The organism is Microbacterium sp. LB12, from assembly GCF_037150835.1.
Classification (GTDB): domain Bacteria; phylum Actinomycetota; class Actinomycetes; order Actinomycetales; family Microbacteriaceae; genus Microbacterium.
Genome location: NZ_JBBCPF010000003.1, coordinates 130,272 through 145,675, shown reverse-complemented (window position 1 = coordinate 145,675; position 15,404 = coordinate 130,272). Strand labels below are relative to the sequence as shown.

Genomic DNA, 15,404 nt, shown 5'->3' with positions numbered 1-15,404 from the left:
TGCGCAAGGAGTCTCATGTCGCGTGTCGTGAAGCTGGCCGTCATCCCCGGTGACGGCATCGGTCCCGAGGTCATCGCCGAGGCGGAGAAGGTGCTCGACGCCGTCACCGCAGGCAGTGACGTGGTCTTCGACAAGACCCGCTTCTCGCTCGGCGCCGCCCGCTTCCTCGAGACGGGCGACACCCTCACCGACGAAGACCTCGCGGCGATCTCCGCGCACGACGCGATCCTGCTCGGCGCGGTCGGCGGCACCCCGGGCGACGTGCGTCTGAAGGACGCCAACATCGAACGGGGGCTGCTGCTCAAGCTGCGCTTCACCCTCGACCACTACGTGAACCTGCGCCCGTCGAAGCTGTTCGTCGGGGCACCCGGCCCGCTGGCCGACCCGGGTGAGATCGACTTCGTCGTGGTGCGCGAGGGTACCGAGGGACCGTACGTCGGCAACGGCGGCGCGATCCGCAAGGGTACCCCGCACGAGGTCGCCAACGAGACCTCGGTGAACACGGCGTTCGGGGTCGAGCGTGTCGTGCGCTACGCCTTCGACCTCGCGGAACGTCGCCGCAAGAAGGTCACGCTCGTGCACAAGACCAACGTGCTCGTGCACGCGGGCGCCATCTGGCAGCGCATCGTGAACGAGGTCGCGGCCGAGCACCCCGACGTCGCGGTGGACTACCTGCACATCGACGCGGCCACGATCTTCCTGGTGTCCGACCCCTCGCGCTTCGACGTGATCGTCACCGACAACCTGTTCGGCGACATCCTCACCGACCTCGCCGGGGCGGTCACGGGCGGTATCGGACTCGCGGCATCCGGGAACATCAACCCCGACGGGGCGTTCCCCTCGATGTTCGAGCCCGTGCACGGCTCGGCGCCCGACATCGCGGGTCAGCAGAAGGCCGACCCGACCGCCGCGATCCTGTCGATCGCACTGTTGCTCGATCACCTCGGCCTCACCGCCGAGTCCGCGCGCGTGAGTGCGGCGGTCGAGGCCGACATCGCCGCCCGCACCGCGGCGCGCACGACCGCGGAGATCGGCTCCGCGATCACCGCACGCCTCTGACCGCAGGCGTAGTCTGAACGGGCGCGATGATGCGCCCACCCACGAGGAATGGATGATGAGATGACGACCATCGATGCCGAGGCGACTGTGGCTCCGCTGGAGTTCGCCGTGACGAAAAACCTGACCGCCGCCTCGCCCGCGCGCGTCGCCGAGGTCCTGGAGAATCCGGGATTCGGTGTGGTCTTCACCGACCACATGGTCGACATCTGCTGGTCGGCGAAGGGTGGCTGGCACCGTCCGCGCGTGCAGCCGTACGGCCCGATCCCGCTCGACCCGGCGGCATCCGTGCTGCACTACGCGCAGGAGATCTTCGAGGGGATCAAGGCCTACCGTCACGCCGACGGCTCGATCCACACGTTCCGGCCCGACCGCAACGCTGCGCGCCTGCAGGCCAGCGCCCGTCGCCTCGCGCTTCCCGAGCTGCCCACCGAGTACTTCATCCAGTCGCTGCGCGAGCTCATCGCGGTCGACGGCCGCTGGGTCCCCTCCGGCGCCGACCAGAGTCTCTACCTGCGGCCGTTCATGTTCGCCAAGGAGGCCTTCCTCGGCGTCCGTGCGGCGCAGAAGGTCGCCTATTACGTGATCGCGAGCCCGGCCGGCGCCTACTTCTCCGGCGGCGTGAAGCCCGTGCGCATCTGGCTTTCCGAGGAGTACGCGCGTGCAGGCAAGGGCGGCACCGGAAAGGCCAAGACCGGCGGCAACTACGCGTCGAGCCTGTTGGCTCAGAGTGAGGCCAGCGCGAAGGGATGCGACCAGGTTGTGTTCCTCAACGAGAAGCGCAACGTCGAAGAGCTCGGCGGCATGAACGTCGTCTTCGTGTTCAAGGACGGACGCGTGGTCACGCCCGAGTCCGACAGCATCCTCGAGGGCATCACGCGCGACTCGCTGCTGCAGTTGGCGGCAGACCGCGGCTACACGGTCGAGAAGCGTCCCATCTCGATCGACGAGTGGCGCGAGGGCGTGGCGTCCGGCGACATCGTCGAGGTGTTCGCGTGCGGGACGGCCGCGGTCGTCACGCCGATCGGCGCGCTGGTGGGCGAGGGCTTCGACGAGCCGCAGCCCCTCGGTGACCTCGCCCTGTCCCTGCGCGAGGAGCTGACCGACATCCAGTACGGCCGCCGCGAGGACCGGCACGGCTGGCTCCTGCGTCTCGACGCCTGACGCCTCCCGCCGAGACCCCGCCTTCCTGACGTAGCGAAGGCGGGGTCTCGGCGTGTGGAGGGGATGCCGGGGTCTCGGCGTCGCTGCGGTCGCTCGGTAGGCTGGATCCATGAAGATCGCCCGGTTCAGCCACGACGAAGCCATCATGTACGGGATCATCGACGAGCGCGAGCTCGTGGTGCTCGCGGGGGATCCGATGTTCACCGGGTACGAGACGACCGGTGCGCGGGTGCCGCTCGCGGACGCCGCGCTGCTCGCCCCCGTGATCCCGCGATCCAAGGTCGTCTGCGTGGGGAAGAACTATCACGATCACGCCGCCGAGATGGGGGGAGTGGCTCCGGAGGAGCCGCTGCTGTTCCTGAAGCCCAACACCGCCGTGATCGGCCCCGGCGACACGATCGTGCGCCCCACGCTCTCGGAGCGCACGGAGTACGAGGGCGAGCTCGTCGTGGTGATCGGAAAGATCGCCAAGAACGTCAAGGCCGAGAACGCGCTCGACTACGTGCTCGGCTACACGATCGGAAACGACGTGACCGCACGTGACCTGCAGCGCAAGGACGGCCAGTGGTCGCGCGCGAAGGGCTTCGACACGTTCTGCCCGCTCGGCCCGGTGATCGAGACCGACTTCGATCCGGCGACGGCGACGATCGAGACCCGTGTGAACGGCGAGGTGCGCCAGCACGCGCCGCTGACCGACATGATCCACTCGGTGCCGGCGATCATCGAGTACGCCTCCGCGGTGTTCACGCTGCTGCCCGGCGACGTGATCATGACCGGGACCCCGGCCGGAGTCGGCACGTTCGACGCCGGCGACGTCGTCGAGGTCGAGATCACCGGACTGGGCATCCTGCGCAACACTGTGCGCGACGCCGTTCCCGCGCCATGACTGCGGTCGCCCTGACGGCGGCGCAGCAGACGGCGGTCCAGCGGCGCACCGTGCTGGTGCTGTCGCTGGGGCAGGTGCTGGGCGGCATCGCCTTCGGGGCGACGGTCTCTCTCGGGGCGCTGCTGGCAGCGGACATCTCGGGGAGCGATGCGCTCTCGGGACTCGCGACCGCATCCGTCACGCTCGGCGCTGCCCTGTGCGCCATCCCGCTCGCGCGCCTGGCCGCGCGGGTAGGACGCCGCCGCGCGCTCACCCTCGGCAACCTGTTCGCACTGGTCGGCATCGCCGTGGTCATCCTCGCCGCGTCGCTGCGGGTGTTCCCGCTGCTCCTCGCCGGCATCCTGATGATCGGTGCGGGCAACGCCGGTAATCTGCAGTCGCGGTTCGCCGCTACCGATCTCGCCGCGCCGCAGCACCGGGGCCGTGACCTCTCGATCGTCGTCTGGTCGACCACCATCGGTGGTGTCGCCGGCCCGCTGCTCCTCGGCCCCGGTGAGATCGTCGGGCAGGCGGTCGGGATGCCGCCGCAGACGGGTTCCTACCTGTTCTCGTTCGTCGCGCAATGCGCGGCGCTCGCGCTCTACCTCGTCGCGCTGCGACCCGATCCCCTCCTGGCGGCGCAGAAGCTCGCCAAGGCCGCCGCCGCAGCGACCGGGATCGTCGTGGAGGACCGGCCGCGCGTCGCCCGCTACGCGATCTTCGCGATCGCCGGATCCCACGTGGTGATGGCGTCGGTGATGGCGATGACCCCCGTGCATCTCTCGCACATGGCCCATGGCGCCAACGGCATGGCGGCGACCCCCGCGGATGTCTCGGCGCTGGTGGGGATCACGATCGCGCTGCACGTGGGCGGCATGTACGCGCTGTCGCCTGTGTTCGGTGTGCTCGCCGACCGATGGGGACGGCTGCGCGTCGTCCTGCTCGGACAGGTGCTTCTGGCGGGAGCATTGGCGTTCGCGGTCTTCACGGGCACGGAGGCGTGGGGCGTCATGGTCGCCCTGATCCTGCTCGGCCTCGGCTGGAGCGCGGCGACCGTGGCGGGTGCGGCGCTGCTCACCGAGGCGTCCGCGCCCGAGCTGCGCACGCGACGACAGGGTCGCAGCGACTCGCTCATGAGTCTGTGCGCCGCGGCCGGGTCCGTGCTGGCGGGTGTGGTCCTCGCGAACTTCCAGTACGCGGGGCTCGGTGTCGCGGCGTTCGTGCTCGTGATCGCGATCGTGGCGCTATCGCCGCTCGCGCGCTCCGGGGCGCGATGAAGGACTGGGTGGGGGTGGGGGAGGCCTACTCCGCATCGTATGCGGCGCTGTGCGCCGGAACGTTCCCGCTCCTGCAGGCCGCTCTGGGCGCCGCTCACGGGCGGACCCTTCTCGATGTCGGGTCGGGAGACGGTACTCTGGCCGACGCCTGGGCGACCGCGGGATGGATGGTCACGGCGTGCGAGCCGGAGCCGAGCATGCGCGCCGTGTCGTCAGCGCGACACCCGCGGGTCCGCGTGCTGGACGGCGCACTTCCCGGCCTTCCGTTCGCAGACGGATCCTTCGACGTCGTCATCGCGAACTTCGTGCTGAATCACGTCGCCACTCCGCGCACCGCGGCGGCCGAGCTGCGACGGGTCGCGAGGTCGGCCGTGGCCGCGACGACCTGGACGCTCTCGCCGTCCTGGCTGTGGGCCGAGGTGACGCGCCGTGCCGTCCTCGCACCCCTCGCGGGGCAGCGGCTTCCGGAGAGCGAGGACTTCGAGCGGACGGCGGAGGGGTTCGAGGGCATGCTCCGGGACGCGGGGTGGCGCGGCGTCGGCGTCGTCGAGCACACCTGGACCTGGACGGTGGCACCGGACGTGCTGTGGGCGTCGGTCGAAGGCGGCGTGGCGGGCGCTGGAGCGCTCTACGCCGCACTCGACACCGAGGAGCGACAGCGCTTCCGGCGGGCGTTCGACGAGGTCGTGGACGAGCGCCTCGTCGACGGGGTGCTGCCGCTGGAGCACCGGGCGGCGATCGCCTCCTGCTCGCTGCTCTGACCCGCTCGCGGTCTCTGCGGTCGCCACGGTCCGCCCCGTAGAATCAGAGGGCTATGGCTACTCCTCACCCCCTCACCACGACTGTCAGTGGTGCCGACGTCCGCGTCCGCTTCTGTCCCTCGCCGACCGGCCTGCCACACGTCGGCATGGTCCGCACCGCGCTCTACAACTGGGCATATGCCCGCCACAACGGCGGCAAGATGGTGTTCCGCATCGAAGACACCGATGCCGCCCGCGACAGCGAGGAGAGCTTCCGCCAGCTGGTCGACGCGCTCACCTGGCTCAAGATCGACTGGGATGAGGGCGTCGAGGTCGGCGGCCCGCACGCTCCCTACCGGCAGTCCGAACGTCATGACATCTACCGCGGTGTAATCGACAAGCTCGTCGCGACGGGTGCGCTCTACGAGAGCTACTCGACCGCGGAGGAGATCGACGCCCGCAATGAGGCCAACGGCCGCGCGAAGCAGCTCGGCTACGACAACCACGACCGTGGTCTCACCGAGGAGCAGAAGGCGGCCTTCCGTGCGGAGGGCCGTCAGCCAGCGCTGCGTCTACGCGTCCCGGACGAGGACGTCACGTACGTCGACCTCATCCGCGGCGAGGTGACCTTCCCCGCGGGTTCGTTCCCCGATTTCGTGGTGGTGCGACCGAACGGCGTGCCGCTGTACACGTTCGTGAACCCGGTGGACGACGCCCTCATGGGCATCACCCACGTGCTGCGCGGAGAGGACCTCATGCCGTCGACGGCTCGGCAGCTCTCGCTGTACGCCGCGCTGATCGACGCGGGGGTCACGACCTTCGTGCCGCGTTTCGCGCACATGCCGCTCGTGCTGGGTGAGACCGGCAACAAGAAGCTCTCCAAGCGCGACCCCCAGGCCGACCTGTTCCTGCACCGCGACCGTGGCTTCATCCCCGAGGGGCTGCTGAACTACCTCGCGCTGCTGGGATGGTCGATCGGTCCCGACCGCGACGTGTTCTCGCTGGACGAGTTCACGGCCGCGTTCGACATCGTGAACGTGAACCCGAACCCGGCACGCTTCGACCAGAAGAAGGCCGAGTCGATCAACGGTGACCACATCCGCATGCTGGGGGAGAAGGACTTCGCTGAGCGGACGATCCCGTACCTGGCAGCCGCCGGCCTGTTCGACGAGCCGACGCACGAGCAGTTGGTGACGGCGTTCCGCGTCGCGCCGCTCGTGCAGGAGCGCGTGCAGCTGCTAGGCGAGGTTCCCGGGATGGTCGGCTTCCTGTTCACCGATGAGGTGTCGTACGCCGAGGATGCGCTCAAGGGATTGCCGGCGAACGCCGCCGAGGTGCTCGACGCCTGTGTGGCCGCGCTCGAGCCGGTGACCGACTTCACGCCGGAGAAGATCCAGGAAGCTCTCGCTGCGGAGCTCGTCGAGAAGCTCGAGCTGAAGCCGCGCGTCGCCTACGGTCCGCCGCGCGTCGCGATCACGGGGCGCCGGATCTCGCCGCCGCTGTTCGAGTCGATGGAGCTGTTGGGCAAGGACGAGTCTCTGCGCCGACTCCGTGCTCTGTCGGCCTTCCTCGTGCACTGAGACGCGACGCGCCCGGGCGGCGGTGCGGGGCGCTGGTTTTGGCGTTCGGTCGCCGCTCGGGTAAGCTTGACTCTCGGTGCGAGGCTCCGGTTTCGCCCTTGGGGTATGGTGTAATTGGCAACACGACGGTTTCTGGTTCCGTTATTCTTGGTTCGAGTCCAGGTACCCCAGCACAACGAAAACCCCCGCTCAGGCGGGGGTTTCGTTGTTTCCGGAACAGGTCGTGGATCGACGAGCGTGTCAGGTGAGCAACCGCAACGGCTCCTCGAGCAACTGGGTCAGCGTTCCGAGGAATCGAGCGCCCAGTGCCCCGTCGATGATGCGGTGGTCCGCAGTCAGCGTGTAGCTCATGCGTCGATGGGCCACGACGGCCCCGTCGACGAGGGTGAGCTCTTCGCGGGTGCGTCCGACGGCGAGGATCGCTCCCTGCGGCGGGTTGATGATGGCCGTGAAGCTGTCGACTCCGTGCATGCCCAGGTTGCTCACGGTGAAGGTGCCGTCTGCCATGTCGGCGACACCAAGACGGCGTTCGGCCGCACGTTCCGCGAGGACTCGCGTGCCCGCTGCGATGCCCGTGATCGTCATCGTGTCGGGCGCGCGCACCACGGGAACAACCAGGCCTGCCGCCGCGGCGACCGCGATGCCGATGTTCACCGCGGGATGGATGACGACGGCTCCACCCTCGTCGGGGGAGTAGGACGCGTTGAGCTCCGGATGCGCGCGGAGGGCGAGGGCCGCGGCCTTGACAACGAGGTCGTTGACGCTCACGCGTGGTGTGCTCGGCTCCGTGCTGTCGTTGATCCGTGCGCGGAGAGTCAGGAGTTCGTCGACGACAGCGGACGATGTCGCCGTGAAGGTCGGGATGGCCGCGGCTTCGGTCATCCGTGCGGCGATCGTTCGGCGGGTGGCGTCGAAGCGGATCCGTTCTCCCTCGGCGCTGTCACGGGCGACGGTGGCGTCGGACGGTACCACGGGTGCAGGGAATTCTTCTGCGGCAGCGGTGATGTCTTCCAGATCCGCGCGCACGATGCGTCCGCCCGGTCCGGTCCCGGAGATGCCCGTGAGTGCGATGCCGCGTTCCTTCGCGATCCGGCGCACGAGAGGAGTCGCGGGCACTCGTTGCCCAGCCGGTGCCGCCGGGGGCGCTCCGGCGTCGGCGGAGGCGTGAGGCGGCATGGCCACCGCGACCGCATCCATGATGGGGGTGGCTCTCGCGGGCGGAGCGTCGTGGGTGACGCCGTCGTCGAGTCGGGCGATCGGCGTGCCGACGGCGACGCTCTCGCCCTCGGGTACCAGGATCTCCCGGAGCACTCCGGCGTCGTACGCCTCCTGCTCCATCAGGGCCTTGTCGGTCTCGACTTCGAGCAGGAGGTCGCCCGGGGTGACCGCGTCGCCCGGGTGCTTGTGCCAGGCGGCGACGGCGCCTTCCGTCATGGTGTCGGAGAGGCGGGGCATGAGGATGTCGATCATGGTGTCTTCTTCGGTCTCAGCGGCGACGCGCGACGGCGTCGATGGTCTCGCGGATGGCGGTGACGGCGTCGTCCACGGTGGGGAGCGCCGCCTGTTCCAGGGTCTTCGCGTACGGCATGGGCACCTCGGCCATCGCGACGCGGCGCACGGGGGCGTCGAGCCAGTCGAAGGCTCCGTCGCTGATGCTGGCAGCGATCTCCGCCCCGATGCCGTAGGTCAGCCAGTCGTCTTCCAGGGTCACGGCACAGGTGGTCTTGCGGACCGACGCGATGACGGTGTCGCGATCGAGCGGGCGCAGGCTGCGCAGGTCGATGACCTCGACGTCGATGCCCTCGCCGGCGAGGCGCTCGGCTGCCTCGAGGGCGATCGTCGCCATGCGCGAATACGCGACGACGGTGATGTCGCGGCCCTCGCGCGTGACAGCGGCTCGGCCGATCTGCGCGGGCTCGATGTCGTCCGGCACCTCGCCGGTCGTGTTGTACAGCGCCAGGTTCTCGAGGACGAGCACGGGGTCGTCGTCGCGGATCGCGGCGAGCATCAGCGCCTTCGCGTCGGCCGGTGTGGACGGTGCGACCACTTTCATGCCCGGGACGAACGCGTAGTAGAGCTCGACGTTCTGGGAGTGCGTGGCGCCGAGCTGTTGCCCGCCGCCGCCGGGCGTGCGGATCACGAGAGGGACGCGTGCCTGGCCCCCGAACATGCCGTAGATCTTCGCCGCGTGGTTGACGATCTGATCGAGTGCGAGGAGGGAGAAGTTGATGGTCATGATCTCCACGACCGGGCGCAGCCCCACCATCGCCGCGCCGACGGCGGCGCCGGTGAACCCCTCTTCGGCGATCGGGGTGTCTCGCACCCGTTTCGGCCCGAACTCCTGGAGCAGTCCGGCCGTGATCTTGTACGAGCCCTCGAAGACTCCGATCTCCTCGCCGATCAGGAACACCTCGTCGTCGCGCAGCATCTCGCTGCGGAGAGCGTCGTGCAGGGCTTGGCGATAGCTGATGACGCTCATCGCACCACCTCCGACGCTCGGCTCGGTGTTCGGGGCGGCGCGGGGAAGAGCGCTTCGCCGGGAAGGCGACGGGAGTCGTTCGGGACCGGCGTCGCGTAGGTGTAGTCGAAGAGCGTCGATGCGTCCGGATGAGGGCTGGCGTCGGCGAATGCTGCGGCAGCCGCGATCTCGGCGGTGACCTCTGCGTCGATCGCGACGCTCTCGTCCTCGTCGAGGATGCCGCGCTCCTGGAGTCGTGCGGTGAAGGCGGCGACGGGGTCGGCGGAACGTGCTGCGGCGACCTCATCGGCGGAGCGGTACCGTGCAGGGTCGACCACCGAGTGGCCCTTCATCCGTCCTGTCATCGTCTCCAGCAGATAGGGGCGCCCGGCGCGGGCGCTGGCCACGGCGATGCGGGCCGCTTCCAGTACGGCGACGGGGTCGCCGCCGTCCACCCGCGCGGCGGGCATGCGGTACGCGGCGGCGCGTCGGTGGAGTTCCGGTTCGGCTGAGGACTGCTCGACCGAGGTGCCCATGCCGAGTCCGTTGTTGTTCACCACGTAGACGACGGGCAGCCCCCAGAGCGCGGCGATGTTGAGCGACTCATGGAAAGCACCGATGTTGGTGGTGCCGTCTCCCATCAGGCACATGACGACCTCGGGGCCGCCGCGGTAGTCGATCGCGAGCGCGGTTCCGGTCGCCAGGGGGATCTGGCCGCCGACGATCCCGTAGCCGCCCATGAAACGCGCGTCGAGGTCGAACATGTGCATGGAGCCGCCCCAGCCTCGGGAGACGCCGTCGGTGCGTCCGTAGAGCTCGGACATCGCGCGCTCGGGCGTGATTCCTCGGGCGAGCGCGTAGCCGTGCTCACGGTAGTTGGCGTAGACGTAGTCGGTCGGTTGCAGGGCGGCCATGAGCCCGACGACAGCAGCCTCCTCGCCGAGGTTGAGGTGGCAGTAGCCGCCGATCTTGGCTTCAGCGTAGCCGCGGGCGGCGCGCTCCTCGAAGCGTCGGATGGTCAGCATCTGCCGGTGGAACGCGCGCAGTCGCACCTCCGTCAGGTGCTGATCGTTCGCCTGCCGCGGGGTGCGTCTGCCTGGGCGTGTCTTCGGGGTCGTGCGTGCTGTGGGCATGCGGGTTCTCCTTCTCGCCCTCGTCGGCCGGGCTGAGACACCGGCCGCACTAATGAAACTAAACCAGGATCATTCTATGATCGAGCATAGTTGTGTTGTGGACGAGGAGGCTCGGATGCCAGAAGTCGAGATCGATCAGACGCCGCGCAAACGCGGGCGCCCGACAGCGCACGAGCGCACGCAGCGGCGCGACGACATCCTCGACGCCGCCGTCCGGCTCTTCGTGCGGGACGGCTTCGAGAGGGTCACCCTCGATGACATCGTGGTGGAAGCCCACGTGACGAAGCGCACGATCTACTCGTACATCGGCGACCGCAACGAGATCTTCCTCGCCGCGATCGCGCGCCTCAGAGAACGCACCCTGCTCGTGTCCGCCTCGGAGGAGGGGGTGGCATCCGTAGCGGAGAGCATCGTGATGACCCTCCAGTCGGACGATGCGATCGGGCTGCACCGCCTGATGATCGCGGAGGCGCACCGGATCCCCGAACTCGCTCGACAGTTCTACGAAGAGGGTCCGCGCAGTTACATCGCCGTACTGGGGCGGACACTGCCCGATCGAGACCCCGCGGTCGCCGAGCACCTCTTCGCGCTCCTTCTGGGCGAGCCGCATCGGCAGCGGCTGCTCGGTCTCCGCGCCGCGCCGGATCGTGCCGAGGCCGCTGCCCAGGCCTCGGCCGCGCTCTCGGCGCTCGGCCTCTCGGCGGAACGCCTCGGGAGCATGGCGTGAGCGCGACGACGGTGGGCTTCATCGGGCTCGGGATCATGGGCACTCCGATGGCGAGCAACCTCGTCCGGGCCGGGTTCGACGTGATCGTCTGGGCGCGCAGCTCGCCGCCGGTGCAGGAGCTGCGACGGCTCGGTGCCCGAGCGGCGGTCGACGTCGGGGAGGTGTTCGCGACGGCCGGCACCGTGATCCTGATGCTGCGGGACGAGGAGGCGGTCGACTCGGTCCTCGGTCGGGGCACCCCGGACTTCTCCCGGTACGTGAACGGCTCGACCATCGTGCAGATGGGAACCTTCACGACCGACTTCTCCCGCGCTCTCGCCGTCGAGGTCGATCACGTGGGCGGACGCTATGTCGAAGCACCGGTGTCCGGTTCCCGCATCCCGGCCGAGCAGGGAACGCTGGTGGCGATGCTCGCGGGAGAGGCCGACGTCGTCTCCGAGGTCGAGCCGATCGTCGCTGCGATGTGCTCCCACACGTTCCATTGCGGGCAGATCCCCGCCGCCCTGTCGACGAAGCTGGCCGTGAACACGTTCCTCATCACGATGGTGAGCGGTCTCGCGGAGACGTTCCACTTCGCCCAGCACAGCGGTGTGGATCCCGAGGTGCTCCGCCTCGTGCTCGCCGCCGGTCCGATGGCGTCGGCGGTGTCGCAGGGCAAGGCCTCGAAACTCGTCGAGGGTGACCTCACCGCCCAGGCGGCGATCGCCGATGTGCTGAAGAACGCGAGGCTCGCCGAGGACGCGGCGCAGTCGTCGGGCGCGGCGCACCCGCTCATCACGGCGAGTCGGGAGCTCTACGAGGAAGCCGCGGCGGCGGGGCTCGGTACGTCGGACATGATCGGCGTGATCGCCGCGCTCGATGCCAGGGCCGCGGCGACTACTCGCACTCCCCGAGGAAGCCGAGGTAGCAGACCGCCTCGTGCGTGACGGCCGGCTCGAAGTCCTCGTTCGACACCTGACGCGTCTCCGTCTCCGGGGTCAGGGAGAGGTGTCCGAAGTCTCCGAGCGACGCCACGACCGATCCTTCGCTGTCCTCGGCCGTCATGCGGTCGATCTCCGCGCGGTGCTGGGTGCAGACGACCACCGTCGTGGGGACGAGGTCCGTGCCGACGCACGCCCCGGCGTACTGGGCCTCCATCGCGGCGATGCAGTCGGTCCAGTCCTGATCCACGGCACAGGGGCTCACGCCGTCGTCGACCACGAAGTAGCGTCCGGTCTCGAACTCCTCGCTGTGGAATGTCTCAGGCTTCTCCGGCACGTCGACCTTGGTCCAGTGGCGCGCGGTGGTGAACGCGATCACCACGACGGCGATCGCGATCAGCAGGAGTGCGCCGACGATCGACAGGGCGACCCACAGCCCGATGCGGCTCTTCTTCCCGCTCTCCGGTGCTGCCGCCGCCACGAAGCCCGGGGTGGCGGCGATGCCGGGCGCGGCCCCGAAAGTCGGCGCGCCGCCGGGGACGGGGGAACTGGATGAGAATGCGCTGGCGTGCGCGAAGTCGTGTCCGCCCAGCGGTGCCGCCGTGGCGGGCGGGGCCTCGGGCTCCGGTGCCTGGCGGCTGATCGCCAGCCAGTACTCGTACCAGCTCTGGCTGGCCTGCGGATCGGCGGCGACCTGCTGCGCCTCGACGTCCGTGAGCTGGATACCCAGCCCCTGTCGGGCGGCGGCGTTCACCAGCGAGGAACGGAACTCTTCGAATGACAGGGCCATGCTCGCGATGATGGCAGAAACCCGCGCTCTCGGACAATCCGGGAACGCCGCACGTCGCCGCACGCGCGCGCGGCATCCATCGAAGGGAGGAGGACGGCGCGCGGCTGACGCAATAGGCTCCGAGCATGGCTCTGGAGTCCCTCTTCCTCCGACTCGACCGGATCGCGGGCGGGCGGCAGGCCGGTGTCGCGATCAGCGAGGCCGACCGCACCCATCCGAAGACCGTGCGCGCGTTCACCTGGATCCTCTGGCTCCTCGTCGTCGAGCTGGTGATCGGGGTGGGCGCCGTCGTCGTCGCCCTGGCGCTGGCCGCCGACGGTGAGGCGGTCGGCTTCGCGGTGTGGATGCGGACGCTGGTCGTGCTCGCGATGACCGCCACGCTGTTCTACTTCGCCTGGCGAGCGCAGCGTGGCTGGCGCTGGGCGTATCAGCGGCTGCGTCTGTTCGCACAGATCTTCCCCGTGATCACACTCGTGATGGCCGCGATCCCCGGTCTCTATCCGCTGTGGATGGTGTCGGAGCAGATCGTCTTCAGCCTGATCATGATCGGGATCGCCGACTTCCTCACCAGCGACCACATGCGCAGCGCCTTCGCCGCGCCTCGCGCGGAGGCCGGATAGCACGACGACGCCCCGTCGCGCCACGCCCTACCGTTGGCTGGCCCGCCACGACATCCTCGACTCCGAGACGAGTCGAAGGGAGCTGGGATGGCCAGATTGCATCGTGTCGTGCCGGGGGAGGACCCGGGGTTTCGCCGCGTGCGCGCGGGATCGGGATTCCGCTACCTCGACCTGGAGGGCGAGCCCGCACCGGAGGCCGATCGGGAACGCATCCACGATCTGGTGATCCCGCCGGCCTGGCAGCATGTGTGGATCGCGGCCGATCCGCTGGCGCACATCCAGGCGGTCGGCATCGACGGTGCGGGGCGGAAACAGTATCTGTACCACCCGCTGTGGCGGGTCGGCCGCGACCGTCGCAAGTTCGTGCGCGCGCTCGAGCTCGCCGCCGCCCTTCCGGTTGCCAGGGCCCAGGTGACCCGAGCTCTCGACGAGGAAGGGCAGACGAAGGAGAGGGCTCTCGCCGTCGCGTTCCGACTGCTCGACGATGCGGCCCTGCGGATCGGATCGGAACGGTATCTGGTGCGGCACGGCAGCCGAGGACTCACGACCCTGCGCCGGAGGGATGTGAAGGTGGCCGGTGGTGACGTCGCATTGTCGTTCCCCGCCAAGAGTGGACGCACCGCCTCGATAGAGATCACCGACGAGTCCCTCGCCGACGCGCTCACCGACTTCGCCGCGGGGAGGTCGGGGGCGTTCCTGCTGGCCTACCGGCGAGGTCGCAGCCGCGTGCACATCACCCCGGCGGAGGTCAACGCCTACCTGCGGAAGGTGACCGGGGCGACGTTCTCGGCGAAGGACTTCCGCACCCTCCACGGGACCATCATCGCGGCCGACGCGCTGTCGCGGATCGGCGAGCTCGATCGCCGGAGCGACCGCAACCGGGCCGAGCGCCTGGCGGTGCAGGCCACGGCCACCGCGCTCGGCAACACGACGGCCGTCGCCCGCGGAAGCTACATCGATCCGCGCGTGTTCCGCCAGTACGCGCGCGGACGCACACTCGACCTCTCCGTGACGCCGGAGACGGCCATCCGTCGGCTGCTCGGCGGACCGGAGGTCTCGCGGAAGGTCACCCGGCGAGGGACAGCCAGACGACGGCGATGAGCATCGGCACGAGCGGTGTGAGCACCGCCGCCACCACCGGCAGCCAACGCACGCGGGTGTCGACGGAACGAGCACGTGCGGCGAGGGTTTCCCCGGCTCGACGGGCGGACCCGGGGACGAGAGGTGTCGCGGCCTCGTCGCGGTACAGCAGCGTCCGACGCCCGAAACGGTCGTGCAGCGCCGAGATCACCGTGAGGAATCGCCGGAGTTCGTCCTCGTGCGTCAGGTCGACGGCCGGGAAGTACACGTGCAGCGTGCTGTCCACGATCTCCAGATCGAGGTCGGGAGCCTCATCCAGGATGATGGCCATCAGGTCGGGAGTGAGCACGTACAGCGCATCGGTCTCGTACCCGCGCGGGACCGACACCTGGAACACGTCGCTGAAGTCGCCCTCGAGACGCAGCTCCGAGGAGCCTGCGGGTCGTCGGGGAAGCACACTGAGCGGGCCTGCGCCCCGGCGGGAGCGGAGCATGATGCGCGGAGCTTCGGCCGGCAGCGGGATGCGGACGGCGCGCATGGTGTGCATCGTGGCTCCTTCGCGGTCGCCGACCACGAACGTGCGCTCGACGCTGTCGAAGGGAAGCCCGGTGCGCCGTGCGTCCAGGTGGTCCTGCGAGGTGCGCTGTCCGCGGTCGATCTGCTCGTCGACCGCGCCGCCCCACAGACGGTCGCCGATATCTGCCCGATACACCCATCCCAGCGATTCGGCGAGTTCGACCAGCAGCTCGCGTGTGCGACGGTGACGGCGGATCGCGAGCAGCGCAGACGCGAGGAGCGCGGCCCCCAGCAGTACCGCAGCGACCTGGGCGACGACGAGAGTCGGGCCGGTCAACCCGAATCCCACCGGGATCATGTAGAAGGCGATGCTCGCTGCGATCGCCAGATAGGCCGCTGAGGCGCAGGCGAGGAGAACGCTGTCCCGCACACGCGGCGCGGCGTGCGGGACAGTGTGCTGATCGGGTGGGATCGACAC

General features: G+C 69.5%; 15 protein-coding genes and 1 tRNA gene. 11 read left to right on the top strand and 5 right to left on the bottom strand.

What is annotated here, in order from left to right:
• The first annotated feature begins 15 nt into the window (after positions 1-15).
• From WFM69_RS07710 to WFM69_RS07680, 7 genes are all read left to right on the top strand, one after another.
• The gene (locus tag WFM69_RS07710) at positions 16-1,059 is read left to right on the top strand and encodes a 3-isopropylmalate dehydrogenase (RefSeq protein ID WP_337003306.1); all 1,044 of its coding nucleotides are present in this window, start codon (positions 16-18) and stop codon (positions 1,057-1,059) included.
• 60 nt (positions 1,060-1,119) lie between these two features.
• A complete protein-coding gene (locus WFM69_RS07705) occupies positions 1,120-2,220 on the top strand; it encodes a branched-chain amino acid aminotransferase (RefSeq protein ID WP_337003304.1) in 1,101 nt (366 codons plus the stop codon).
• A gap of 109 nt (positions 2,221-2,329) precedes the next feature.
• Complete coding sequence (locus WFM69_RS07700; RefSeq protein ID WP_337003303.1) at positions 2,330-3,106, top strand: fumarylacetoacetate hydrolase family protein; 777 nt, start codon at positions 2,330-2,332, stop codon at positions 3,104-3,106.
• A complete protein-coding gene (locus WFM69_RS07695; RefSeq protein WP_337003301.1) occupies positions 3,103-4,362 on the top strand; it encodes an MFS transporter in 1,260 nt (419 codons plus the stop codon). The genes WFM69_RS07700 and WFM69_RS07695 overlap by 4 nt, the downstream gene beginning before the upstream one ends.
• Positions 4,359-5,123: a class I SAM-dependent methyltransferase gene (locus tag WFM69_RS07690; protein ID WP_337003299.1), complete on the top strand. Its 765-nt coding sequence runs from the start codon at positions 4,359-4,361 to the stop codon at positions 5,121-5,123. The genes WFM69_RS07695 and WFM69_RS07690 overlap by 4 nt, the downstream gene beginning before the upstream one ends.
• Before the next feature lie 53 nt (positions 5,124-5,176).
• Positions 5,177-6,682: a glutamate--tRNA ligase gene (gene gltX, locus WFM69_RS07685; RefSeq protein WP_337003297.1), complete on the top strand. Its 1,506-nt coding sequence runs from the start codon at positions 5,177-5,179 to the stop codon at positions 6,680-6,682.
• A gap of 99 nt (positions 6,683-6,781) precedes the next feature.
• Positions 6,782-6,853 (top strand) — tRNA-Gln (locus WFM69_RS07680).
• 69 nt (positions 6,854-6,922) lie between these two features.
• Here the strand turns inward: WFM69_RS07680 and WFM69_RS07675 are convergent.
• Genes WFM69_RS07675 through pdhA form a run of 3 tightly spaced genes read right to left on the bottom strand, consistent with a single transcriptional unit; the run spans position 6,923 to position 10,273 of the window.
• Positions 6,923-8,152, bottom strand: a complete 1,230-nt coding sequence (locus WFM69_RS07675; protein WP_337003295.1) for a dihydrolipoamide acetyltransferase family protein — start codon at positions 8,150-8,152, stop codon at positions 6,923-6,925.
• A 16-nt stretch (positions 8,153-8,168) separates the two neighbouring features.
• Positions 8,169-9,161 carry an alpha-ketoacid dehydrogenase subunit beta gene (locus tag WFM69_RS07670; protein ID WP_337003293.1) on the bottom strand — a complete coding sequence of 331 codons (993 nt, stop codon included), beginning with the start codon at positions 9,159-9,161 and terminating at the stop codon, positions 8,169-8,171.
• Complete coding sequence (gene pdhA, locus WFM69_RS07665; protein WP_337003291.1) at positions 9,158-10,273, bottom strand: pyruvate dehydrogenase (acetyl-transferring) E1 component subunit alpha; 1,116 nt, start codon at positions 10,271-10,273, stop codon at positions 9,158-9,160. The genes WFM69_RS07670 and pdhA overlap by 4 nt, the downstream gene beginning before the upstream one ends.
• A 115-nt stretch (positions 10,274-10,388) precedes the next feature.
• Here pdhA and WFM69_RS07660 point away from each other — a divergent pair, with 115 nt between their 5' ends.
• Positions 10,389-11,000 (top strand): TetR/AcrR family transcriptional regulator, encoded by a 612-nt coding sequence (locus WFM69_RS07660; RefSeq protein WP_337003289.1) that lies wholly within the window; start codon positions 10,389-10,391, stop codon positions 10,998-11,000.
• Positions 10,997-11,926: an NAD(P)-dependent oxidoreductase gene (locus WFM69_RS07655; protein WP_337003287.1), complete on the top strand. Its 930-nt coding sequence runs from the start codon at positions 10,997-10,999 to the stop codon at positions 11,924-11,926. The genes WFM69_RS07660 and WFM69_RS07655 overlap by 4 nt, the downstream gene beginning before the upstream one ends.
• Here the strand turns inward: WFM69_RS07655 and WFM69_RS07650 are convergent.
• Positions 11,877-12,710, bottom strand: coding sequence for a hypothetical protein (locus WFM69_RS07650; RefSeq protein WP_337003285.1), 834 nt, complete (start codon positions 12,708-12,710; stop codon positions 11,877-11,879). The two genes, WFM69_RS07655 and WFM69_RS07650, sit on opposite strands and share 50 nt — an antisense overlap.
• Before the next feature lie 125 nt (positions 12,711-12,835).
• On the opposite strand from WFM69_RS07650, the gene WFM69_RS07645 reads away from it, so the two are divergent.
• Positions 12,836-13,330 carry a hypothetical protein gene (locus tag WFM69_RS07645; RefSeq protein WP_337003283.1) on the top strand — a complete coding sequence of 165 codons (495 nt, stop codon included), beginning with the start codon at positions 12,836-12,838 and terminating at the stop codon, positions 13,328-13,330.
• Positions 13,331-13,417: 87 nt separating this feature from the next.
• Complete coding sequence (locus WFM69_RS07640; protein ID WP_337003281.1) at positions 13,418-14,431, top strand: DNA topoisomerase IB; 1,014 nt, start codon at positions 13,418-13,420, stop codon at positions 14,429-14,431.
• Here the strand turns inward: WFM69_RS07640 and WFM69_RS07635 are convergent.
• Positions 14,397-15,404, bottom strand: a complete 1,008-nt coding sequence (locus WFM69_RS07635; RefSeq protein WP_337003279.1) for a hypothetical protein — start codon at positions 15,402-15,404, stop codon at positions 14,397-14,399. The genes WFM69_RS07640 and WFM69_RS07635 overlap by 35 nt on opposite strands.